Source organism: Brevibacterium sp. LAARM2_SD2 (genome assembly GCF_057364785.1).
Window position 1 is genome coordinate 79011 of sequence record NZ_JBNFOM010000009.1, and the last position, 21557, is coordinate 100567.

The following is a 21557-nucleotide window of genomic DNA, read 5'->3' on the forward strand; positions in this document are numbered from 1 at the left end:
AGCGTAACGACCCAACCTCGGGATCTATTGCACGTTTCGCCATCAGCCGAAACCGTTCGGCTCAGGGCGAAATCCCTTGATCCTGCGCCGAGGCGGTCGGTCGGAACCCGGTCCACCGCGGCCGGTCGGCCGCCCCGTTCGGACGCTGCCGCGACCGGCGCACGTGGCACCGCGCCCACGTCGAACGCCAACCGAGCGCTTCCGTGCTTACACTGTATATTCGGAGTCCCCGGGTTTCCGGATGGGTGCGGACCTGGTCTCTTCCAAAGTCCTTTTGACCGCCTCGGCGATTGTCATCCTCCCGGCAATCGGTGACGGCACCCTCAAACACCACACGCAACGCACACGGCGTTGCCGATATTCCGCCACCAGGATTGCCGCGTGGAAAGCCGCCTGCGGAGAAACAAATCGGCTCGCGCGACGCTCAGACAATTCTCAAGAAAGTCGCTTTGCGCGGCTAATCGCTAACCGCGCCACCGCCGCCGCAGATTCGCGGTCACCTGCACGGATGGTCGGATGCAGGCGCGGACCCCGCGATCCGGCGCAGCGCACGCACCGATCAAGCCCAGGCGACGAAAAGACCGAGGGACCGATGCTTGTGTCATCGGTCCCTCGGCGAATCGGCGCCCCTGTCAGGGGGCTGTCGTTCAGTTGTGCCTGTGCTCAGTTCCCTGCGGCTTCGTAGGCCTGGACGATCTCCTGGGGGATCCGTCCGCGATCACCGAGCTGGTAGCCGTTCTCCTGCGCCCATTCGCGGATCTTCGCGGTGTCCCGCTTGGGGCCCGAGCCGGTCGATCCTCCGCGGCGTCCGCGTGAACCGGGGTTGGCCACACGGCGGGCTTTGGCGATATAGGGAGCAAAGGTCTCACGCAGCTCTTCGGCATTCTTCGTGGACAGTTCCAGTTCATAAGTCCCCTGGTCGAGGCTGAACCGAACGGTTTCGGCTGCTTCCGAACCGTCGAAATCATCCGTGAGAACGAGTCGCATCTCCCGTGCCATGTTCACTCTTTTCATTTTCAGACGACTTTACGGGTGTAAGCATAACACCCGAATCCCCATTATCGTCCAATTCGCTAACTTCATGCTCGGAATAGAATTTCTCGATCTGCTCGCGTTCTGTCCGATCTGCGCGAACAATGCCGCGCATCACGTACCAGAAGAGCAATGCGATGCAGATCGACGGAAGCAGCGCCTTGATGAGATCCAACACGGTCTCAGCCTTCCTCTGTGGAGTCCGAATTCGCCGCGGCGATCGGTTTGGTGAAGGGGAAGAGAATGGTTTCGCGAATTCCCAGACCGGTGAGCGCCATGAGCAGACGGTCGAGGCCCATGCCCATTCCCCCGGTCGGGGGCATGCCGTGTTCCATCGCGGTGAGGAACTCCTCGTCGAGGCCCATCGCCTCATCGTCACCGCGGGCGGCGTCGGCGGCTTGGGCTTCGAAGCGCTGCCGCTGGATGACGGGGTCGACGAGCTCGGAGTATCCGGTCGCCAGCTCGAAGCCGCGCACGTAGAGGTCCCACTTCTCGACGACGCCGGGCTTGTCCCGGTGTTCGCGCACGAGCGGTGAGGTGTCGACCGGGAAGTCGGTGACGAAGGTCGGCGCCCACAGCTTGTCCTTGTAGAAGTGCTCCCACAGCTCCTCGACGTACTTGCCGTGCGAGCGGAAGACTCCGCCCAGATCGACGTCGTGGTCCGCAGCGATCTTCTCGAGCTCCTCGATGCCGGTCAGCGGCGTGACCTCGACACCGGATTCGGCCGAGAGCGTCTCGTACATGCTCACGACCGCCCAGTCGCCGCCGAAGTCGTAGTCGGTGCCGTCGTCGAGGGTGACGAGCAGCGAACCCGTCGCGTCCTGGGCCGCGTTCTGGACGAGCGTCTTCGTCAGCTCCGCGATCGAATGGTAGTCCCCGTAGGACTGGTAGGCCTCGAGCATCGCGAACTCCGGCGAGTGCGTCGAGTCGGCGCCTTCGTTGCGGAAGTTCCGGTTGATCTCGAAGACGTTGTCGATGCCGCCGACGATGGCCCGCTTGAGGAAGAGCTCGGGGGCGATGCGCAGGTACATGTCGATGTCGTAGGCGTTCATGTGCGTCTTGAACGGGCGGGCCGCCGCTCCCCCGTGCATGACCTGGAGCATCGGCGTCTCGATCTCGATGAAGTCCTGGTCGGCGAACGTCCGCCGCAGCGAGGCCATCACCTCGGCGCGGGTGCGCATCGTCGTCCGTGCGGCCTCCCGCGTGATGAGGTCGAGGTAGCGCTGGCGCACGCGGGTGTCCTCGGCGAGTTCCGTGTGCAGGCCCGGCAGCGGGCGGAGGGCCTTCGACGCCATCTGCCACGCATCGGCGAGCACGGAGAGCTCCCCGCGCTTGGACTTGATGACCCTGCCGTGGAGGAAGAGGAAGTCGCCGAGGTCGACGTCGGCCTTGAAGTCGGCCAGGCGCTCCTCGCCGACCTCGCGCAGGGAGAGCATCCCCTGCAGGCGGGTGCCGTCACCGGCCTGCAGGGTGACGAAGGCGAGCTTGCCGGTGGTCCGGACGAAGACGACGCGGCCGACGACGCCGACGACATCGTCGGTCTCGTCACCGGCTTCGAGGTCGGGGTGGGCAGCATGGACCTGCGCGAGAGTGTGCGTGCGGGGCACGGAGACGGGGTAGGCCTCGGTGTCGGAGTCAAGCATCCGCTGCCGCTTGTCCTTGCGGATCCTGATCTGTTCGGGATCGAGGTGTTCCGGTGCGGACTCAGCGGTGTCAGGGGCGATCGACTCAGTTTCTGCCATGCCCTCAAGGCTACCGCGCCAGCCACCCGCGGGGAATTCGCGCAACCGTCCTGAGGCCCCCGCCACACCCCGTGCGTCGCGGGTCGCAGGACAGGCCGACCCGCCCCTGTCAGCTCATCCGAGGAGGGCGAGGATCTCCTGGGCCTGCGCCTCGGTGATCCGCCCCAGGGCCAGCGCCTTCGCCGTCGTCGACCGGGCCAGTGCGATGTAGCTGTCGCGGGTGCCCGGATGGGAGACGGCAAGGCTGTATTCGCTCAGGGCCGCCAGGTGCGCGGCGAGCGTCCCGACGTCGCCGCGGGCGACCGGTCCGGTCAGCGCCTTCGCCCCGTTCTGCAGGGTGTTGGCGACACTCGCGTCGACGAGTGCGGTGAGCACCCGCGAGGGGTCCTCGACACCGGCTTCGGTGAGCATCTCGAGGGCCTCGGCGATGATCGTGATCGAGTGGTTCGACGCGTGCGTGATCGCGGCGTGGTAGAGCGGCCGGTCGGCCTCGGCGATCTCGAGCGGTTCGGCCCCCATCTCGACGACGAGGGCCTCGCCCACCGGGCGGATCGGTCCGGGTGCGGTGACGGCGACGGTGGCCTGTCGCAGGCGCGGAAGGTCGACGGCGGTGCCGGTGAACGACAGTGACGGATGCAGGGCGATCGGCAGCGCCCCGACGCCGGTCGCCGGTTCGAGGATGTCCGTGCCGTAGCGTCCGGAGACGTGGACGACGATCTGACCGGCGTGGATCCGACCGAGCGCGGCGAGACCGGAGACGAGCGAGCCGATCTCGTCGTCGGGCACGGCGAGCAGGAGGAGTTCGGCGCGTTCGGCGATCTGGTCGGGAGGGAGGACGGGCACGCCGGGCAGCATGTCCTCGGCGCGTTCGAGGCTGGCCGCCGAGGTGGCGCTGACCCCGATGATCGCATGTCCGGCCGCTCGCCAGGCGGCTCCGATGACGGCGCCGACGCGGCCGGCGCCGATGATGCCGATGCCCAGTCGCGGGGCGTCCGGGGGCGGTGCGGTCATGCGTCGATCCCCTTCCCGGTGCGGCGCTGCTCGTCGAAGTGCTCACGGGCCAGCCGGGTGCGTTCGGCGTGTTCGGCGAAGAACCGCCGCGCCTCCTCGGCGTCCTGGTGGGTGACCTGCGGGGTGATCGGCCCTGCCGTCGAGTGCACCGCCACCGAGGCGAGACCGAGTGACCGCAGCAGCGGACCCTGCCGGTACTCCATCGACTGGACGCGTTCGTGCGGGACGAAGTCGACGCGGCGCTCGAGGCGGCCGAGGCGGATGATGAGGAGGGCCTCGGTGATCGCGTACGCCCGCCGCTTCCACACGAGCGGGTCGATGAACCGGGAGGAGCGCGGCTGCGGGTCGAAGGCCTCCTCGGCGCGCGCGGCCTGCGGGTCGGGCGAGTCGGTGTCGTACATCGCCGAGAGCGTGAGGCTGCGGGCGCTGACCTCGTCGTCGACCTGCGGTGCCGGCAGGGCGAGGCCGATCATCGTCAGCGCCTGGTCGATGTCGCCGACGGGCAGCAGCAGGTTGGATTCGCCCTTGTCGCCGGCACTGGCGATGTTGTATTCGGCCTTCCACCAGCCGCCGATGCGCCACAGCAGCGGCTGGTGCAGGCACACCGCCTGCACCCGGTCGAGGGGGATGACCTTCCGCGAGGTCGAGACGAGGCCGTGGCTTACGGCGAGGCCCGAGTCGGTGAGGCGGACGACGAAGTTCGCGTTGTCGAGGTCCTTCTTCACCGAGGCGAATGCCGCGATGCCGGCGGGCAGCACGCCGAAGAGCATCGGCATCGCCGCCTCCCGGACACCGGTGAGGAAGAGGACGATGGCCGCGACGATGACGGCGAGGAAGACGAGGACGCCGATGAGGAAGTCGGTCTTGAGCAGTGAGGAGAGGATGACCCGGTGGACGGGCACCCTGATGATCTCGCCCTCCTCCGTCAGCCTGGTCGAGACGCCGTAGGGGGCGAGCATGTCGTTGAGGCTGTCCTCGGCCTCCCCGATCGCCTCCCCCGCGTACCGGCTCAGGCGCTTGCTCAGCCGCACACCGATGCTGTCACCGGCGCGTTCGGGGGCGCTGAGATCGACCATCGGCTCGCCTGGACCCCGGCCCGCGCCGAGGCTGTCGACCGTGCCGTCCTCACCTGCCCAGGCCGCCTGGCCGACCGGGGAACCGGCAGGGCTGCCGAGCCCAGCGGGCCCTCCCGGGACCCCTGCATCACCGACACCGGCAGCAGCGGCACTGCCGACGACACCGCCCTGCTTGACTTCGCGCACCGCGGCGAGGAGCTCATCGCGCAGGGCGTCGGCCTTCTTCCGGCTGAGGTACTTCAGCGACACGTTCGCGCCCTTGCCGCCGGCGACGTCGAAGACGAGCTCGGCGAGTCCGAGGAGGCGGGGCACCAGTTTCTGCTGGAGGTCGATCGACTGGACCCGGTCGAGGCGGGCCTTGCGCAGCTTCTTCGCGAGCAGGCCCGAGCGGGCGTAGATCGCCTCGGCGTCGACGCGGTAGCCCATGACCCGCCAGGCGAGCCAGCTGTAGACGCCGGCGACGGCGAGGACGAGGAGGACCCCGCCGAGGCCGGCGAGGATAACGAGCGGATGCGCGCCGACCCAGCCGGCCATCGACAGGTCGACGCCGTCACCGGCGGCGAGGTCGCTGAGCGCCTGCTGGATGAAGTTCTGCCCGACGTACCCGGCGACGACGAAGAGGACGACGATGACGCCGAGGCTCTCAAGCACCGGGGTGAGCGGATGGACCCGATGCCAGACCTCCGGGGCGGCCACCTCGGCGACGGAGGGCTCCGCTGCCGGCTGGGGCTCCCCTGCCGGCTGGGACTGCCCGGTCTCCTCGGTGATGTCGTGGTCGGAGCTCATCGTCACAGCCCTGCCAGGTTCGCCTGTCCGCGACCGGCGAGGCTGTCACGGAGACGGTCCGCGTCGGGGCGCGGCAGGCCGGGGATCGTCGCATCGGTGGCCGCCGAGGCGGTGTGGAGTTTGACGGTGGCCAGTCCGAACATCCGGTCGATGGGGCCGGAGTCGACGTCGACGAACTGGAGGCGGCCGTAGGGCACGACGGTGGTGCGGCGGAACATGATGCCGCGGCGGATGAGGAGGTCGTCATCGCGTTCGGCGTACCCGATGACCTTCGCCTGCCGGTAGAGGACGACAAGGTAGACGACGGCCCAGACGAGGATCGCCGCCCACAGCGGGTGCAGCCACCACTGGGACGGGAAGATCACGGCGAGTGCGATCGCCACGGCGAGCAGCGGGACGAAGAACGTCAGCGACGAGATCGTCTCCTTGCGCCAGTACTTCGGGCTGACTCGGGTGTAGATCGGGTCGGTCATGCGGCTTCGGCTCCTGGTGGGTCGTGGGGCGGGAGGGTGCAGAAGATCTCGACGATGATCCCGACGATCATCAGGGCAGCGGCGGCGATCGCGGCGAAGAGCATGCCGGCGGCGAGGTCGTTGCGGATGCCCGGGGCCGAGAGGAAGTAGTAGGCGGCGTTGCCGAGGTACCAGCCGGCCAGCCCGGCTCCGGTCAGAGCGCTCGCCTTGGCCATGACGGCCACGCGGGCGGCCTGGAGCGGGTCGATCTCGCGGGTCCGGTCCCCGTCGTTCCACTTCTTGATCGGGTAGCCGAGGACGAGGAGGACGGCGGCGAGGATGAGCATGCCGATGATCGGGAACCACGGCTGGCCCGGCAGCGCGAACCCCTGGCTCTCGAGGAGCACGTCGACGAGCACGCCGAGGACGACGCCGGCGGTCGCCCAGATGACGAGCATGCCTGAGGAGGTTCGCTGCATGCTCCTCAGTCTTTCAGATCTCCGGCGTCTGCGGGGAGGGAACCCGGGTGATTTCCTGATCGGCCACTGCGGCGATGACCTCGGCGATCGGCAGGCGCCCGCTCGCCGTGGCGACCGTCGTCTCCGGTGCGATTTCCGCCCACGGGACGAGGACGAAGGCCCGCTCGTGAGCGCGCGGGTGCGGCAGGGTGAGCGTCGGGGTCGCTGCGCGAACCTCCCCGGCCTCGGTGGTGACGCTGATGAGGTCGATGTCGAGGGTCCGCGGTCCCCACCGCAGCTCCCGGGTCCGCCCGGCGGCGACCTCGATGCCCTGGACCACCCCGAGGAGCTGGTCGACCGGCAGGGTGGTCTCGATGAGGACGCCGAGGTTGAGGAAGTCGTTCTGCTCGACCCCGCCCCATGGCGCGGTCCGGTAGAGCGAGGAGCGGGCGACGACCGTGATCGCCGGGTGCCGGTCGAGGGCGGCGACGGCGTCGTCGAGCGTGGCCGCGGGATCGCCGAGGTTGGCCCCGAGGCTGAGGTAGGCGACCGCGGCTGGTGCCTCGGCAGGACCCGCGTCCCCGCGGTGCCGGTCGACGGTGACGGTGACGTCGGCGAAGGTCCGCTCGATCGGGGCGCTCGGCTTGTGGACGACGACCTCGACATGGTCGGTCAGGGTCAGGCAGTGGTCGGCGATCGCCTCGGCGAGGGTCTCGATGAGGTCGAAGGTGGTGTCCTCGACGATGTGGGCGACCGCCTCGGCGAGGTCGCCGTAGTGGATGGTGTCGGCGATGTCATCGGTCCCGGCCGCAGCCGCCGTCGACGTGTGGAGGACGACGTCGACGACGAAGTCCTGACCCTCGCGCTTCTCGAAGTCGAAGACGCCGTGATTGCCGCGCACCGTCAGGCCGCGCAGCTCGATCCGGTCCGGCTGTCCGCTCATGCCCGGCCGGCTTCCACGGGGGAGGTGCCCGGGGGCAGCGTGGTCGGCGATGGCCGCCGCCACCCGACAGGCCAGCGCCGAGGCGGCCGGGTCGTGGACGCGCACCGCCCAGGCCCCTGCCTGCGCGGCGAACGCCGAGATCACGGCCGTGGCCTGATCCTTCGCTGCCTCCGCGGCACGCGTCGGATCCTCCGGCGAGACGAGGGAGGAGATGAAGCGCTTGCGGCTCGCGGCGACGAGGAGGCGCTGGTCGAACGCGGAGAACGCGTCGAGCCCGGCGAGGATCTGCCAGTTGTGGTCGGCGTTCTTCGAGAAGCCCAGGCCCGGATCGACGATGATCGCGTCCGGGTCGATGCCGGCGGCCACGGCCGCGTCGATGCGCTCGCGCAGTTCGGCGACCACCTCGGCGAGGACATCGTCGTAGTGGAACGTCGCATCCGCACGGTCGAGATGACCGCGCCAGTGCATGAGGACGATCGGGACGCCGGTGTCCGCGGCGACGGCGAGCATGCCGGGATCCGACAGGCCGGCCGAGACGTCGTTGATGATGTGCGCCCCAGCGTCGATGGCCGCCGAGGCCACCGCCGCCCGCATCGTGTCGACGCTGATGAGCACGCCGGCAGCGGCGAGTTCACGGACGACGGGCACGACCCGGCGCAGCTCCTCGTCCTCATCGACGCGGACCGCGCCGGGGCGAGTCGATTCCCCGCCGACGTCGATGATGTCCGCGCCCGCGGTCGTCAGTGCGAGCCCGTGGGCGATCGCCTTGGCGTGATCGAAGTAGCGGCCGCCGTCGGAGAAGGAATCGGGCGTGACGTTGAGGACGCCCATGATCTGCGTGCGCGCCGGATCCCCGAGGGCAGACGGCTGACCCGCGGCAGGGGTCGGTTCGACAGCAGGCGTCCCTGTCATCGCTCAGCCTCGGAGGATGAGGCTCATCGCCTCCGCCCGGGACGCCGGTTCGCGCAGCTGACCGCGCACCGCTGAGGTGATCGTCGAGGCGCCGGGCTTGCGGACCCCGCGCATCGTCATGCACAGGTGCTCGGCCTCGACGACGACGATCGCGCCCTGGGGCTCGAGGTAGGTCATCAGGGCGTCGGCGATCTGCGAGGTCAGCCGCTCCTGGACCTGCGGACGGCGGGCGTAGACCTCGACGAGCCGGGCGAGCTTCGACAGGCCGGTGACCTTGCCGTTCTTCGCCGGGATGTAGCCGACGTGGGCGACGCCGTGGAACGGCACGAGGTGGTGTTCGCACATCGAGTAGAGGTCGATGTCGCGGACGAGGACCATCTCCTCGTGGCTGATGTCGAACGTCACGGAGAGGATCTCGGCCGGGTCGTGGTGGAGGCCGGCGAAGAACTCCTCATAGGCGCGGGCCACCCTGGCCGGGGTCTCGATGAGACCGTCGCGGTCGGGGTCCTCCCCGACGGCGAACAGGATCTCCCGGACTGCCGCGGCGATGCGCTCATGATCGACCGTGGGCTTGTCCGCGGTCGTCTCGCCGAGGTCGTCGAACACGTAATCGGTCATCAGCGCTGGCCTCCCGGTTCGTCCCCGGACAGACCGGAGTTCGGTCCTGCCGGTCCGGTGGGACCGGCGGGTCCGACCGGACCGTTGGGGTCACGGGGTCCCGGCGGGTTGTGCGGCACGTCGGGGCCGTGGGTGCCGGTCGGTCCGGCACCGGGCAGGTCCGTCGTGTCTGGACCCGGACCACCGGAGTGGCCGGTGCCGTCCTGATCGCCGCCGGTGCTGCGGCCGCTGCGGGGCGGGAGGCACGATCGGGCCGCGGTCGGAGACCGGGCGCTCGTCGTTGGCCAGCCACACCTCGCGGCGGGGCCGCTTGAGGACGGGAGCGAAGATCTCCTCGAGGGCGGCCTGATCGAGCGTCTCGCGTTCGAGCAGCTGGTAGGCCAGGGCGTCGAGGATGTCGCGGTTGTGGGTGAGCACCCAGTACGCATCGGCGTGCGCGGTGTCGATGAGCGCGCGCACCTCCTTGTCGATGGCCGACAGCGTCGAATCGCCGTACTCGTCGCCGGCGCCGTAGCCGCGCCCGGCGAAGGGCTCGGACTGGTCGTCGCCGATCTTGACCATGCCGAGCTTCTCGCTCATGCCGTACTGCGTGACCATCTTCCGGGCGATGTTCGTCGCCTTCTCGATGTCGTTGCTCGCCCCGGTCGTCGGATCGTGGAACACGACCTCCTCGGCGACGCGTCCGCCCATCGCGTAGGCGAGCTGGTCGAGGAGTTCGTTGCGGGTCGTCGAGTACTTGTCCTCACTCGGCAGCACCATCGTGTAGCCCAGGGCGCGGCCGCGGGGCAGGATCGTCACCTTCGTCACCGGGTCGGTGTTGTTCATCGCCGCAGCGACGAGGGCGTGGCCGCCCTCGTGGTAGGCGGTGACGAGGCGCTCCTTGTCGTTCATCAGGCGCGTGCGCTTCTGCGGTCCGGCGATGACGCGGTCGATCGCCTCGTCGAGGATGCGGTTGTCGATGACCTTCGCGTTCTCACGCGCGGTGAGCAGGGCCGCCTCGTTGAGGACGTTGGCGAGATCGGCGCCGGAGAATCCGGGGGTGCGCTTGGCGATCTGGCCGAGGTCGACGTCGGGGGCCAGCGGCTTGTCCTTCGCGTGGACCTCGAGGATCTTCTTCCGGCCCTTCATGTCCGGGGCCTCGACCGGGATCTGCCGGTCGAAGCGGCCCGGGCGCAGCAGCGCCGGGTCGAGGACGTCGGGCCGGTTGGTCGCGGCGATGAGGATGACATTGGTCTTGACGTCGAAGCCGTCCATCTCGACGAGGAGCTGGTTGAGCGTCTGCTCGCGCTCGTCGTGCCCGCCGCCCATGCCGGCCCCGCGCTGGCGGCCGACGGCGTCGATCTCGTCGATGAAGATGATGCAGGGGGCGTTCGCCTTCGCCTGTTCGAAGAGGTCGCGCACGCGGGAGGCGCCGACTCCGACGTACATCTCGACGAAGTCGGAACCGGAGATCGAGTAGAACGGCACGCCCGCCTCACCGGCGACGGCCTTCGCGAGCAGGGTCTTGCCGGTGCCCGGCTGACCGTAGAGGAGGACGCCCTTGGGGATCTTCGCCCCGACGGCCTTGAACTTCTCGGGTTCGGCGAGGAACTCCTTGATCTCCTCGAGCTCTTCGAGCGCCTCGTCGACCCCGGCGACGTCCTTGAACGTGACGTCCGGGTTCTCCTTGTTGACGAGCTTGGCCTTCGACTTGCCGAAGTTCATCATCTTCCCGCCGCTCATCTGCGAGATGAGGAACCAGAAGACGACGAAGATGATGACGAACGGGATGAGGGTGCCCAGCAGCGACATCAGCCAGCTCTGCTGCGGCACCTCGTCGGTGTAGCCCTGAGTGGGGTTCGCCTCGGTGACAGCCTCGACGATCTGGTCGCCGCGCTGTTCGACGTAGTAGAACTGGACCTTCTTGCCGTATTCCTGGCCGTCGACCGTGAGGTCCTCTTTGAGGGTGAGGTCGACGCGCTGGTCGCGGTCGACGATCTTGGCCTGTTCGACCTGGTCGTCGGCCAGCAGTTGGAGTCCCTGCTCGGTGTCGATCTGGCTGAAGCCCACACGGCTGAAGAGGAGCGCTCCGATGGACACCACGAGGAGCGCCATGACGATCCAGATCAAGGGACCTCTCGTCGCCTTGTTGAGCAGTGGACGTCGCTTTTTGGACTCGGCCATAGATCCTCTCAGGATTTCAGTCTGGGCAGCCCGTGCAGGCCGCCGCGGCTGCCTGGGAGCATCCCCCACAGCCTAGTACGTACCAGTGGCATAGCGGGAATCAGAGAGGTTTTGTTCCCCGGCGGAAGCAAATTCCAGGCAACGCGCGGTGGGCGCTCAGCTCACCGGTGCTCAGCTGTAGACGTGCTGTGCCAGCGTCGCGACGAACGGGACGTTGCGGTACTTCTCCGCGTAGTCGAGTCCGTAGCCGATGACGAACTCGTTGGGGACGTCGAAGCCGACGTATTTGACGTCGATGTCGACCTTGACGGCTTCGGGTTTGCGCAGCATGGTGCAGATCTCGACGTCGGCGGCCCCGCGCGAGCGCAGGTTCTGCACGAGCCAGGACAGGGTGAGCCCGGAGTCGATGATGTCCTCGACGATGAGCACGTGGCGGCCGGTGAGGTCGGTGTCGAGGTCTTTGAGGATCCGCACGACGCCGGAGGACTTCGTGCCCGAGCCGTAGGAGGAGACGGCCATCCAGTCCATCGTCACCGGCGAGTGCAGGGCGCGGGCGAGGTCGGCCATGACCATGACCGCGCCTTTGAGGACGCCGACGAGGAGGATGTCCTTGTCCTTGTAGTCTTCATCGATGGCGGCGGCCAGTTCAACGAGTCGGGCGGCTATCTGTTCTTCCGAGACGAGCACTTCTTCGATGTCATTGCCGAGATCGTTGATGTCCACTGGTGTCGATTCTCCTCGTGTGGGGTGGCTGTGACTCCATTATGGGCGACGGGACGGCCGCGGAGCCACCCGCGCGGTCACCGGGTCAGCTCGTCGTCGACGGTGCCCGGTGCCGCGGAGAGGTGGCCGGTGATGCCCATGAGCACGGAGACGGCGATCATGAGGATGAGCGGCAGGGTCCAGGCGCCGCTGAGGCCGAGCAGTCCGCCGACGGCGAGCGGGCCGAGGGCGGCGAGCACATAGCCAGAGGACTGGACGAACGCCGAGGTGCGGGCGGTGACCGAGACGTCTCGCGTGCGGCTGGTGATGAGGGCCAGGGCGGCGGGGAATGCGAATCCGCCGTAGGAGAGGAGCACTGCCCAGAGCACCGGCGCCGAGGCGGGGGCGAGGAGGAGGCCGGTGTAGCCGGCGACGGCGCTGACGGCGAAGGAGACGAGGAATGCGCGGGGTGCGATGCCGCGCATGATGATCTGCGGGGCGAGGAAGCCTCCGGGCAGACCGCCGAGGGTGACGATCGTGAGCATCACGCCGGCGGCGACGGGGTCGAGTCCGGCGTCCCGGTAGATCTGCGGCAGCCACCCGAACTGGACGTAGGCGTTGACGGACTGGAGGCCGAAGAACATCGCCATGTACCGCGCCTTCGCGGTCGTGTGGATGTGCCGCCTCGGTGCCGGTGTCGCGCTGCGCTCGGTTCCGGGGGTGCGGTCGGTTCCGGGGGCGCGGAAGACGGGCACGGAGCCGAGGCCGCGCAGGACGATCCATGTGGCCAGGGCGGCGAGCGGGACGAGCACCCAGGCGCCGAGGCCGACCCGCCAGTCATCGAAGTGCTCGGTCAGGGGCGCGGTGAGGAGGGCGGGGAACATCGCGCCGAGGCCGAGGGAGACGGTGAACGCGGTCGCGCCGAGGTGGGCCCGGTGCGGGAAGCGGGTCTTGACGAAGACGGGGAGGATGACGTTGCCGAACGACATCCCGGCCAGGGCGGCGATCGTCAGGGCGGCGAAGGCCACCCATGAGTCGACGAGGACGCGGGCGCCGATGCCGCCGGCGATGAGCACGCAGGCGATCGTCAGCGAGGTGAAGAGGCCGACGCGCCGCAGGAGCGGGACGGCGAGGAAGCCGCAGACGGCGAAGATGAGACCGGGCAGGGCGGTGAGCAGGCCGGTCTGCCATTCGGCGAGGCCGAAGGCGGTCTTGACCTCGGCGAGGACGGGGCCGAGTGAGGAGGCCGCGGGACGCAGCGAGGAGGCGATGAGGACGAGGCAGATGAGGGCGAGCACGTCGAGGCCCGGGCCCATCCGCGGGCCGGTGGCGCTCGCGGTCCCGGAAGTCGTGCTCATGCGGTCATCCTCTCAGACGGTGTGCCGTCGTTCGTCGGTCTCTCACCCCTCGGTCTCACACCCGTCGGTCTCTCACTCCTGGGTCCCGGAAGGGGGTTCACTGGTGGGCGGGCGGCTTCACGGGTGGGGCCGGGGTGGGCAGCCGCCCGAACAATGGTATACCGTTTGAGTCGAGGGCTCCGACCGGGCCCTCAGCTCACCGTCTCCCATCCGCAGAGACCTCTCCCACCCGCAGAGTGTTCTCCCCGACCATCAGAGCGCTCTTCGCGATCGTCGGAGAGCAGAGAGAAAGCCGAGGCAGCCCATGGCCACCACGTTCACCGATGTCCGCCTCTTCCCGCGCTATCCGGACGAGGCGGCCGTCGACGTCGTCGTCGCCGGCGGTCGGATCGCGGCGATCACGCCTGCCGGCGAGGCCGGCGGCGCCGGTGCCGGGGCCGGCGAGACGGGCGCCGCAGCGTCCGACGAGGTCGTCGAGGGGCGCGGACGAGTGCTGCTGCCGGGGCTCGGGGATGTCCATGCGCACCTCGATTCGAACCGCCTCGGGCAGACCTTCCGCCCGCACACCGCCGACGGCACGCTGCACGGCTACATCATGAACGACCGCGCGAACTGGCGCAGCGGCGAACGGTCGGTGCGCGACCAGGCGAGCTTCGCGATCGCCGCGATCATCGCCTCGGGTGGGTCGCGGATCCGCTCGCACGCGCAGATCGACTCCGACACCGGGCTCGAGCGCTTCACCGGGGTCCGCGATGCCCTCGCCGCTCATGCCGATGTCCTCGATTCGCAGATCGTCGCGTTCCCGCAGGCGGGCATCGTGCGGGAGAAGGGCGTTCGGGATCTTCTCGATGCGGCCCTGTCCGAGGGCGCTGATCTCGTCGGCGGCCTCGACCCCGTCCAGTACGATCGCGACCCGAAGACGCATCTCGACATCGTCTTCGACCTCGCCGAGAGGCACGGCAAAGGCGTCGACATCCACCTCCACGAGGGCGGCACGGCCGGTGTCTTCTCGTTCGAGGAGATCGCGCACCGGACGCGGACACTCGGCCTGCAGGGGAAGGTGACGATCTCGCATGCCTTCGCCCTCAACACGAACCCCGAACCCGTCGTCCGTCGCCTCGCCGAACTCCTCGCCGAGGCGGGCATCTCCGTGACGACCGTGGCCCCGCAGAAGGGCAGCCTGCCGCAGGACATCCTCGGTAGGCAGCGGGTGGCGATCGGCCTCGGCGAGGACGGGCAGCGGGACTACTGGAGTCCCTACGGTGACGGTGACCTGCTGCGACGGACGTGGCAGCTGGCGTTCACCAACGGCTTCCGTCGCGATGAGGACATCGAGCACTGCCTCGACATCGCCTCCCGCGGAGGTGCCCAGGTGATGGCCGGGACGCGGCCCGACGGCACCGCGCTCACCGACGATGCGATCCACGGCCTCGGAGTCGGGGCGCCTGCGGACTTCCTGCTCCTCGACGCCGACACGGTCACCTCGGCGATCATGGACTGCCCCTCGAGCGCGACGTCTACAAGGGCGGGAGGCTCGTCGCCTCCGGCGGTGAGCTCCTCGGCGGCCTCCGCTGACACGGCGACTCCCCACCAGCGGCGCGGCGTTCTCCCCCATCCGCCGCCGCGCGCTCTACTCCCCTGCTGAGCGGCGGCGTCCACTGGCGTCGCCGCTCCCCCACCGGCACCTTGAGCGTCACGCACAACCCGTGCACGCGGCGGATTCGCGACTGGGCGTTGTGCGTGCGGAGCTGCGGGTAGTGCGTAAGCCTCGGGGTTGTGCGTGCCGCCGCACCGGCGATATCGCGCTCCGCGGAGTGCGAGCACGCCCGAGACCAGCGTCCCGGTATCCGTAGCCGCGAATCCCACACACGCAGCTCGTTGCACAACCTGTGCACGCGGCGGATTAGCGACTGAGTGGAGTGCGTGCGGAGCTCGCGGGTAGTGCGTGAGCCTCGGGGTTGTGTGTGCCGGCGCACCGGCGATGTCGCGCTCCGCGGAGTGTGAGCACGCCCGAAACCAGCGTGCTGAGATCCGTCGCCGCGAATCCCGCACGCGCAGCTCGTTGCACAACCTGTGCACGCGGCGGATTCGCGACCGAGCGTAGTGCGTGCGGAGCTGCACGTAGTGCGCAAGGCTCGGGGTTGTGTTTGCAGAGCTGCGGGTTGCGGGTGGAGCGCGAGGTTGTGCGTGAGGCTCAGGAATACCTGCGGGACAGCGGCGGTCCACAGTGGAGTTACGGACGCTACGAGTCCGGGTGCTTGGCGGCGAAGCCGAAGCGCACGGTGCCGCGACTGACGACGACCTCCGTATCGCCCGGGAAGGACAGACGGCCCACCCGACCGGCCCCGGCATCCTCCCTGATGAGCGCCATGAGATCGCGGATCCGGGTCGACCCGAAGGACTGCGCGGGCACTCCGAGTGAGAGCAGCCACCCGCGCAGCACGCGGGAGAGGATCGCATCGGGATGATCGCCGAGGCGGTCGAGCGGAATCTCGGACGCTCCCCGGATCTCGGCGAGGACGTCCGCGGCAGTCGCGTCGAGAAAGTCTGCATCGGCGCGGCAGAGCTCCGCCGTCCGGGCGAGATTGTCGGTGACCGGCTGGCCGAGCTCGGACTCGAGCGTGCCGAGCAGACTGCGCGCCCGCACCCTGGCGAACGCGGCATCGGCATTCATCGGATCGTCCCACACGGTGATCCCCTGTGCCCGGCACGCGGCTTCGGTCGCGGCCCGGTCGATGTCGAGCAGGGGGCGCAGCACACGCCCGGACCGCACCGCCATGCCGGCCAGCGACCGGGTGCCCGAACCGCGGAGCAGGCCGAGCAGCACCGTCTCGGCCTGATCGCTGCGGGTGTGGGCGGTGAGGATCCAGTCCGCCGCATGCGCTGCCCGGGCGGTCTCGAGCGCGGCATAGCGGGCATCTCTCGCCGCGGCCTCGATGCCGTCGGCTCCGGGTGTGACGGTGACGGCGGCGATCCTCGCGGGCACTCCCCACGACTCGGCGGTGCCCGTCACGGTCGCGGTCACCTCGGCGGACTCCGCCTGCAGGCCGTGGTCGACGGTGACGGCGAGCACCTCGACCTCGCCGCGGCGATGGAGGAAGGCGCACGCGTGGAGCAGCGCCATCGAATCGGCGCCCCCGGAGACCGCGACGATGAGACGCGGCACAGCTGACCCGCGCGGTTGTCCGGACAGATGCGACTCCCCGGAAGCCAGCGATTCGCCGGACTCACGTGACTCCCCGCGCGCTCCAGACCGCCCACGAGCCCCTGCGCCTGCCAGCGTCGCGCGCACAGCGGCGCGGATCGCGGCACTCGCCGAGTCGAGCGTCGGCCGATGCCCCGCTTCAGCCACAGCGTCGCCCTGCCTCAGTCACGCCAACGCCCCGGCTCACTCGCGTCGCCACTCACTCGAGTCACTCTCGCCGCCCCCTCACCCGTGGACGCGGTCGAGCCACAGCCTCGGCGTCTGGATCTCCGGGGCCGTGGGCAGGTTCTCCGCGCTCGCGTAGACCGCGCCGAACCCGGACTGGCCGACGGCGGACCGGACCTCGCGGACGAACTTCGCCCCGTCCCGGTACTGCGCGAGCTTGAGGTTCATCCCCAGCAGATTCGAGAGGAACCCTCCCTGTCCGGCGTCCCGACGCGCCTCGAACCGGCGGCGCAGCTTGCGCACGCTGGGGATGACGCCGATGCCGACCTCGTCCATGACGACGTCGGCATGGCCTTCGAGCAGGCTGAGGATCGCCGAGGCGTCGGTGAGTGCCGTCTTCATCCCCTCGTTCGTGATGAGGTCGACCATGCTCGCCTGACCGCGGATGATGCGTCCGAAGGTGGCGAACACCTCGGCGACGGTCGACCATCCCGGAGTCGAGAGCGGGGTCGAGACGAACTGCGAGAGCAGCCCGCGCATGTGCTCGCGCAGCCACGGCGCGGTGGCGAACTGGACCTGGTGGGTGGCTTCGTGGAGGGCGACCCACATCCGGAAGTCCCGGGGGTCGACCTTCATCGCCTCTTCTGCGATGAGCACCGACGGGGCGATGAACATCAGCCGCCCGGACTCCCGGGCGAAGGGATCGAACTGGCCGAGCACGCGCGTCGAGAGCAGGGAGAGGACACTCGCCACCTCGACGGCGGCGGCCCGCTGCGAGGCCGGACCGGGGACCCCCGGCAGGGCGGTCACGTCGACCATCCCGTTGAGAGACTCGGCGTTCGCCTTGATCCAGCCGACCTGGTCGAGGACGAGCACGGACCCTGCCGCCAGGCGGGTGCGGACGTCGTCGGCGTGGTCGGGGGCCAGCAGGAACGAATCGACGACGAGGTCCTGCGCGGTCAGCGCATTGTCCTTCATCCCGCCGACGAGCTCCTCGAGTCTGCCCGCCGCCGGCGGCTTCGGAGCGGAGACGACCTCGCGGGCCGTGCGGACGGCGAAGTTCTCGTCGATGATCATGAGCACCCACAATCTGCCAGCGCGGACACGGCGTCGTCGACGGTCTTGCGGGCCTCGAGGATCTTCGCCCGGTCGACCCCGTCGATCTGGAGGCTGAAGACGAGGTAGCGGCCGTCGGCGTCGAGGACTCCCCCGGCCAGCGAGGTCACCGTCGACAGGGTTCCCGTCTTCGCGTGCACGGCGCCCGCGGCGTTGGGGTCGTTGCCGAACCGGTCGGTGAGCGTGCCGGTCAGCCCGCCGACGGGAAAATAGCTGATGAGGCTCGAGAGCGAGTCCTTGGCGACGACCGAGGCCTGGAGGACCGTCGTGAGATCGTGCGGACTGATCCGGTTGCCGTAGTCGAGTCCCGAGGTGTCATAGAGCTGCGTCTGCCCGAGGTCGACGGTGTCCTCGAGAGCGGCGACGACGGCCTTCGGTCCGTTCTCGAGGCTGCCGGGCATGCCCTCGGCGATCGCGACCTCATTGCCGAGCACCTCGGCGACGACGTTGTCACTGTGGACGAGGGCGTACTCGACGATCTCGGAGATCGTCGCCGATTCCACCGCCGCGAGCGTCGCGGGTTCCTCGGTGTTCGTCGCTGCCGCCGAGGTGTCCGTCGGGTTCGGTGTCGTCCCCGCAGTGTCCGCGGCGCTGGGGGTTGCCGGCTGATCGGTGACGGTGATCCCCGCGGTCTCAAGGGCGTTGCGGAACGCGGCGAGGGCGTCCGCGGACGGGTTCTCGCTGCGGCCCCGCCACGCCGCGGACGGATCCCCGACGTATCCGCTGTCGACCATGAGCGGCTGGATCGGGGTGATGACGCCCTTGGCGATGTCCGCCCGCTCCCAGCTCGGGTTGAAGTCATTGCCCGGGTAGCGGCTCGTGTCCACGGCGAGCGCCACCTCGGTGACCTGCCGGTCCTTGAGCGCCGCCGCGGTCTCCTCCGCCAGGGTCGTAAGCCCCGCGTGCCCGTTGACGGCACCGGGCTGGGATTCGCCGGCGCCGAGGAGGGCGTCCCCACCGCCGACGAGCGTGACCGTCGACGTCGCCGGGTCGAAGGCGGTCGTCGTCGACAGTCGCTGCTCACCGCCGATGGCGAGCAGCGCGGCCGAGGCGGTGAGCACCTTCGTCACCGAGGCCGGTGTCCGCGCGCGGTTCTCGTCGGTGGCGAAGAGCACCTGGTCGGTCAGGGCGTCGCGGACCTCGACGCCGAATCCCTTGACCTCGGACTCGCCGAGGATGCGCTCGAGTTCGCCGCCGGCGTTCGTCGGGATCGGGGCGGAGTCGGTGAGCGCCGAGGCGGGGGCGGGCACGTCCTGTCCGGCCGCGACCGGCTGCGGCACCGGGTCGACCTCGATCGCCGGTTCCGTGGTGAGGAAGCCGGGGACGACGTCGGCGGCGTCGGCGACCCCGTACCCGAGGGCACCGGCGAGGAGGACGCCTGCGGTGATGCCGGCGGCGAGCCGCTTGCCCGACCGCTTCCGCTCACCGCGTGAACCCGCACCGCCCGTGCCCGTCGATCCCGTGCTCGTCGAACCAGCACCTGCCGATCCCGAACCTGCCCGCGGTTCCTCCTGGGGCTGAGAGTCCTGCGGCGTCGTGGGGGTCAAACGCGGGCTCCTGTTCGTGTCATCGGGCACGTCCGCCCTCGCATCTGGTGCCGGCGCGGGGGCCTGCTGGGGAGGGTCGAGGCGTGTCGGCGGTGGGGACGCATAGGCACTATCCTAGTGATGCCACCCTAACGCGTAAGGAGCACTATGGAACTCTTGGCCACGATCGAGATCCCCCGCGGTTCGCGCAACAAGTACGAAGTCGACCATGAGACCGGCCGGTCAAGCTCGACCGCTACCTCTTCACCTCGATGCAGTACCCCGCGGACTACGGCTTCATCGAGGACACCCTCGGCAACGACGGGGATCCCCTCGATGTGCTCGTGCTGCTCACCGAGCCCCTGTTCCCGGGTGTGCAGGTCGACGTCCGCCCGATCGGCATGTTCCAGATGGAGGACGAAGCCGGTGGCGACGACAAGGTTCTCGCCGTGCCCGCAGGCGATCCGCGCTGGGACTCCTACCAGGACATCGCCGATGTCAATCAGTTCACCCTCGACGAGATCGAGCACTTCTTCACCCGCTACAAGGACCTCGAGCCCGGCAAGTTCGTCAAGGGATCGAACTGGGTCGGCCGCGCCGAGGCCGAAGCCGAGGTCAACGCCTCGATCGAGCGCTTCAAGACCAGCGACCACTGAGTCGGCGCTGACCGCGGCTTCAGTCCTTTCGAACTGAGCCCCGCGGCTCAGTCCTTCGAACCGGCCCCTGCGGCGCGCGCCTCACGGCTGACCTCATCGACCGCCTCGACGATCACGTCGGGGCGGTCGATCATCATGAGGTGCCGGGAGTCGAGGACCTCCCGCTTCCGCAGATCCGCAAACGCCTGACCGAGGATCCGTTCGCGCCGCAGGTTCGACAGCGGAGGTGCCTCGAGCGCCGAGGTGGGTGCGGCCACCGGGTCCGTCGACGTCCGCAGGGCCTGCAGGTCAGCCCCCTGGCTGCGGTAGCTCAGCCATTCCGCCAGCGAGGCCTTGAGGGTGTCAGGGTCGGCGTAGGGGTCCTTGAATGCCGCCTGGTCGAGCGCGCGCCCCGACCCCGACTGCCTGGAGAATCCGCGGTGGGAGACCAGCGAGGCGAGCTGTCCGATCTCGCTGCGCGTCGTCAGTGCTCCGAGGACGGGCAGCAGCGTCGCCCGTGAGAGCGCCCCGGCGCTGCCGCGGTACCGGTAGTCCTCGATCGAGGGGTCGACGAGGACGATGCCGGCCACGCGCTCCGGGTGCAGCCGGGCGAACGCCTCGGCGCGGAACGACGCCATCGAATGGGCGACGATGACGACCTCGTCGTGCTCGCCGATCGCCCGCTCCATCGCAGCGACCTCCGTGGCGAGGTCGGGCAGGACACCCGGCCAGGGCGTGCCCGCGAAGCCCGGGCGGTCGATGGCGATGACCTCGCGGTCGGGCATCGCCTCGATGACCGGGACCCAGCTCGCCGCCGCGATCGCGCAGCCGTTGAGCAGCAGCACCGGCAGGGCGGCCCCGGCAGCCGACTCCCCCACCGAGGCGGTGCCCGGGCGCCGATAGACCGTGTACCCGTCGATGACGGTCGTCGTGAGATCTGCGAACCGGCTCTCAGCTGACACGGCTGCCCTCACCGGCGACCGCCTCGGCGCCCTTCTGCCCTGCCGTGCCGCGGTCGATGACGGCGACGTAGCCGAGGTGCGCGGCCCACGCGGCGATGAGGAGCACGGCGATGGCCTGGACGTAGCCCTGCCCGGTCCGCCACAGCGTCTCGATGACGACCGAGGACACATTCGTCGCAAAGAGGGCAGCGAGCATGATGACGACGCCGCGGGCGTACGCCGTGCGCCCCCTCCCCTGCCGGCGCAGGGCGAGGAAGGCGAGCACCATGCTCGCCATGGCCCCGAATGCGACGAGGGAGGACGCGATCGTGTGGAGGAGGAAGTCGGGCCGCAGCGGGTTCGCGGTGTACTCGGCGTAGCAGACGTCGTCGAAGCTCTGCGCGCACGGCAGCGCGGCGATGGAATCGCCGATCGTGCCCAGCCCCGTGACCGCCACGGCGACCGCCACCCAGACCGACATCCGCCCGAAGCGCGCCCGCCACCCCCGCACCCCGAGGCCCGCGATGAGGACCATGAGGGTCCCGGCGATCGCATCACCGGTGCGGAAGACCCAAGAGTACGGCTGATCGGCCGCGGCGAGTTCGGAGACGTACCCGGCCAGCGGGTACGGCTGCGGGCTCAGTGCCAGCAGGACCCACGAGTCGTAGGACAGCAGGACGGCCGCGGCGAGGAGGACGGCAAGGGTGCGGCGCATG

General features: G+C 69.5%; 18 protein-coding genes and 1 pseudogene. 2 read left to right on the forward strand and 17 right to left on the reverse strand.

Annotated features, from left to right (window positions below):
* Window positions 1–663: 663 nt before the first annotated feature.
* The 12 genes from AC2W7K_RS07765 to AC2W7K_RS07820 form a co-directional block, all read right to left on the reverse strand.
* Window positions 664–999: a histone-like nucleoid-structuring protein Lsr2 gene (locus tag AC2W7K_RS07765; protein ID WP_137824891.1), complete on the reverse strand. Its 336-nt coding sequence runs from the start codon at window positions 997–999 to the stop codon at window positions 664–666.
* Entirely contained in the window at window positions 965–1210 is a 246-nt protein-coding gene (locus tag AC2W7K_RS07770) for a hypothetical protein (RefSeq protein ID WP_171006995.1), read from the reverse strand. The genes AC2W7K_RS07765 and AC2W7K_RS07770 overlap by 35 nt, the downstream gene beginning before the upstream one ends.
* Before the next feature lie 4 nt (window positions 1211–1214).
* Window positions 1215–2774 carry a lysine--tRNA ligase gene (lysS, locus tag AC2W7K_RS07775; protein WP_198500724.1) on the reverse strand — a complete coding sequence of 520 codons (1560 nt, stop codon included), beginning with the start codon at window positions 2772–2774 and terminating at the stop codon, window positions 1215–1217.
* A 114-nt stretch (window positions 2775–2888) separates the two neighbouring features.
* A complete protein-coding gene (locus AC2W7K_RS07780; RefSeq protein WP_198500723.1) occupies window positions 2889–3785 on the reverse strand; it encodes a Rossmann-like and DUF2520 domain-containing protein in 897 nt (298 codons plus the stop codon).
* A complete protein-coding gene (locus tag AC2W7K_RS07785; protein WP_198500722.1) occupies window positions 3782–5647 on the reverse strand; it encodes a PH domain-containing protein in 1866 nt (621 codons plus the stop codon). The genes AC2W7K_RS07780 and AC2W7K_RS07785 overlap by 4 nt, the downstream gene beginning before the upstream one ends.
* A 2-nt stretch (window positions 5648–5649) precedes the next feature.
* Window positions 5650–6120, reverse strand: coding sequence for a PH domain-containing protein (locus AC2W7K_RS07790; RefSeq protein WP_198500721.1), 471 nt, complete (start codon window positions 6118–6120; stop codon window positions 5650–5652).
* Complete coding sequence (locus AC2W7K_RS07795; protein ID WP_198500720.1) at window positions 6117–6578, reverse strand: DUF3180 domain-containing protein; 462 nt, start codon at window positions 6576–6578, stop codon at window positions 6117–6119. The genes AC2W7K_RS07790 and AC2W7K_RS07795 overlap by 4 nt, the downstream gene beginning before the upstream one ends.
* A 13-nt stretch (window positions 6579–6591) precedes the next feature.
* Window positions 6592–8412, reverse strand: coding sequence for a dihydropteroate synthase (folP, locus tag AC2W7K_RS07800; RefSeq protein ID WP_486005954.1), 1821 nt, complete (start codon window positions 8410–8412; stop codon window positions 6592–6594).
* Between the two features lie 3 nt (window positions 8413–8415).
* Window positions 8416–9030 carry a GTP cyclohydrolase I FolE gene (gene folE, locus AC2W7K_RS07805; protein WP_344251384.1) on the reverse strand — a complete coding sequence of 205 codons (615 nt, stop codon included), beginning with the start codon at window positions 9028–9030 and terminating at the stop codon, window positions 8416–8418.
* 90 nt (window positions 9031–9120) lie between these two features.
* The gene (gene ftsH, locus AC2W7K_RS07810; protein WP_486005955.1) at window positions 9121–11193 is read right to left on the reverse strand and encodes an ATP-dependent zinc metalloprotease FtsH; all 2073 of its coding nucleotides are present in this window, start codon (window positions 11191–11193) and stop codon (window positions 9121–9123) included.
* A 171-nt stretch (window positions 11194–11364) separates the two neighbouring features.
* The gene (hpt, locus tag AC2W7K_RS07815) at window positions 11365–11916 is read right to left on the reverse strand and encodes a hypoxanthine phosphoribosyltransferase (RefSeq protein ID WP_009380922.1); all 552 of its coding nucleotides are present in this window, start codon (window positions 11914–11916) and stop codon (window positions 11365–11367) included.
* 77 nt (window positions 11917–11993) lie between these two features.
* On the reverse strand, window positions 11994–13253 hold the full coding sequence (locus AC2W7K_RS07820) for an MFS transporter (RefSeq protein ID WP_486005956.1): 1260 nt from the start codon (window positions 13251–13253) through the stop codon (window positions 11994–11996).
* A 304-nt stretch (window positions 13254–13557) separates the two neighbouring features.
* Between AC2W7K_RS07820 and AC2W7K_RS07825 the strand changes: the two genes are divergently transcribed.
* Window positions 13558–14898, forward strand: coding sequence for an amidohydrolase family protein (locus tag AC2W7K_RS07825; RefSeq protein WP_486005957.1), 1341 nt, complete (start codon window positions 13558–13560; stop codon window positions 14896–14898).
* Between the two features lie 597 nt (window positions 14899–15495).
* Here AC2W7K_RS07825 and tilS read toward each other — a convergent pair.
* From tilS to dacB, 3 genes are all read right to left on the reverse strand, one after another.
* Window positions 15496–16419, reverse strand: coding sequence for a tRNA lysidine(34) synthetase TilS (gene tilS / locus AC2W7K_RS07830; protein ID WP_486005958.1), 924 nt, complete (start codon window positions 16417–16419; stop codon window positions 15496–15498).
* A gap of 264 nt (window positions 16420–16683) precedes the next feature.
* Entirely contained in the window at window positions 16684–17700 is a 1017-nt protein-coding gene (locus AC2W7K_RS07835) for a zinc-dependent metalloprotease (RefSeq protein WP_198500713.1), read from the reverse strand.
* The gene (gene dacB / locus AC2W7K_RS07840; RefSeq protein WP_486005959.1) at window positions 17697–19286 is read right to left on the reverse strand and encodes a D-alanyl-D-alanine carboxypeptidase/D-alanyl-D-alanine endopeptidase; all 1590 of its coding nucleotides are present in this window, start codon (window positions 19284–19286) and stop codon (window positions 17697–17699) included. The genes AC2W7K_RS07835 and dacB overlap by 4 nt, the downstream gene beginning before the upstream one ends.
* Window positions 19287–19433: 147 nt before the next feature.
* On the opposite strand from dacB, the pseudogene AC2W7K_RS07845 reads away from it, so the two are divergent.
* A pseudogene (locus AC2W7K_RS07845) lies at window positions 19434–19921 on the forward strand (inorganic diphosphatase).
* A gap of 47 nt (window positions 19922–19968) precedes the next feature.
* Here the strand turns inward: AC2W7K_RS07845 and AC2W7K_RS07850 are convergent.
* Window positions 19969–20862 carry an alpha/beta fold hydrolase gene (locus AC2W7K_RS07850; protein ID WP_486005960.1) on the reverse strand — a complete coding sequence of 298 codons (894 nt, stop codon included), beginning with the start codon at window positions 20860–20862 and terminating at the stop codon, window positions 19969–19971.
* Window positions 20852–21556, reverse strand: coding sequence for a DUF998 domain-containing protein (locus tag AC2W7K_RS07855; RefSeq protein WP_486005961.1), 705 nt, complete (start codon window positions 21554–21556; stop codon window positions 20852–20854). The genes AC2W7K_RS07850 and AC2W7K_RS07855 overlap by 11 nt, the downstream gene beginning before the upstream one ends.
* Window position 21557 lies beyond the last annotated feature (1 nt).

Excerpts from the sequence above, each read along its gene's own strand:
- AC2W7K_RS07855 (WP_486005961.1), bottom strand. The coding sequence starts at position 21,556 with ATGCGCCGCACCCTTGCCGTCCTCCTCGCCGCGGCCGTCCTGCTGTCC.
- AC2W7K_RS07825 (WP_486005957.1), top strand. The coding sequence starts at position 13,558 with ATGGCCACCACGTTCACCGATGTCCGCCTCTTCCCGCGCTATCCGGAC.
- folP (WP_486005954.1), bottom strand. The coding sequence starts at position 8,412 with ATGACAGGGACGCCTGCTGTCGAACCGACCCCTGCCGCGGGTCAGCCG.
- lysS (WP_198500724.1), bottom strand. The coding sequence starts at position 2,774 with ATGGCAGAAACTGAGTCGATCGCCCCTGACACCGCTGAGTCCGCACCG.
- AC2W7K_RS07835 (WP_198500713.1), bottom strand. The coding sequence starts at position 17,700 with ATGATCATCGACGAGAACTTCGCCGTCCGCACGGCCCGCGAGGTCGTC.
- ftsH (WP_486005955.1), bottom strand. The coding sequence starts at position 11,193 with ATGGCCGAGTCCAAAAAGCGACGTCCACTGCTCAACAAGGCGACGAGA.
- AC2W7K_RS07790 (WP_198500721.1), bottom strand. The coding sequence starts at position 6,120 with ATGACCGACCCGATCTACACCCGAGTCAGCCCGAAGTACTGGCGCAAG.
- AC2W7K_RS07820 (WP_486005956.1), bottom strand. The coding sequence starts at position 13,253 with ATGAGCACGACTTCCGGGACCGCGAGCGCCACCGGCCCGCGGATGGGC.
- AC2W7K_RS07780 (WP_198500723.1), bottom strand. The coding sequence starts at position 3,785 with ATGACCGCACCGCCCCCGGACGCCCCGCGACTGGGCATCGGCATCATC.
- AC2W7K_RS07795 (WP_198500720.1), bottom strand. The coding sequence starts at position 6,578 with ATGCAGCGAACCTCCTCAGGCATGCTCGTCATCTGGGCGACCGCCGGC.
- AC2W7K_RS07765 (WP_137824891.1), bottom strand. The coding sequence starts at position 999 with ATGGCACGGGAGATGCGACTCGTTCTCACGGATGATTTCGACGGTTCG.
- AC2W7K_RS07785 (WP_198500722.1), bottom strand. The coding sequence starts at position 5,647 with ATGAGCTCCGACCACGACATCACCGAGGAGACCGGGCAGTCCCAGCCG.
- folE (WP_344251384.1), bottom strand. The coding sequence starts at position 9,030 with ATGACCGATTACGTGTTCGACGACCTCGGCGAGACGACCGCGGACAAG.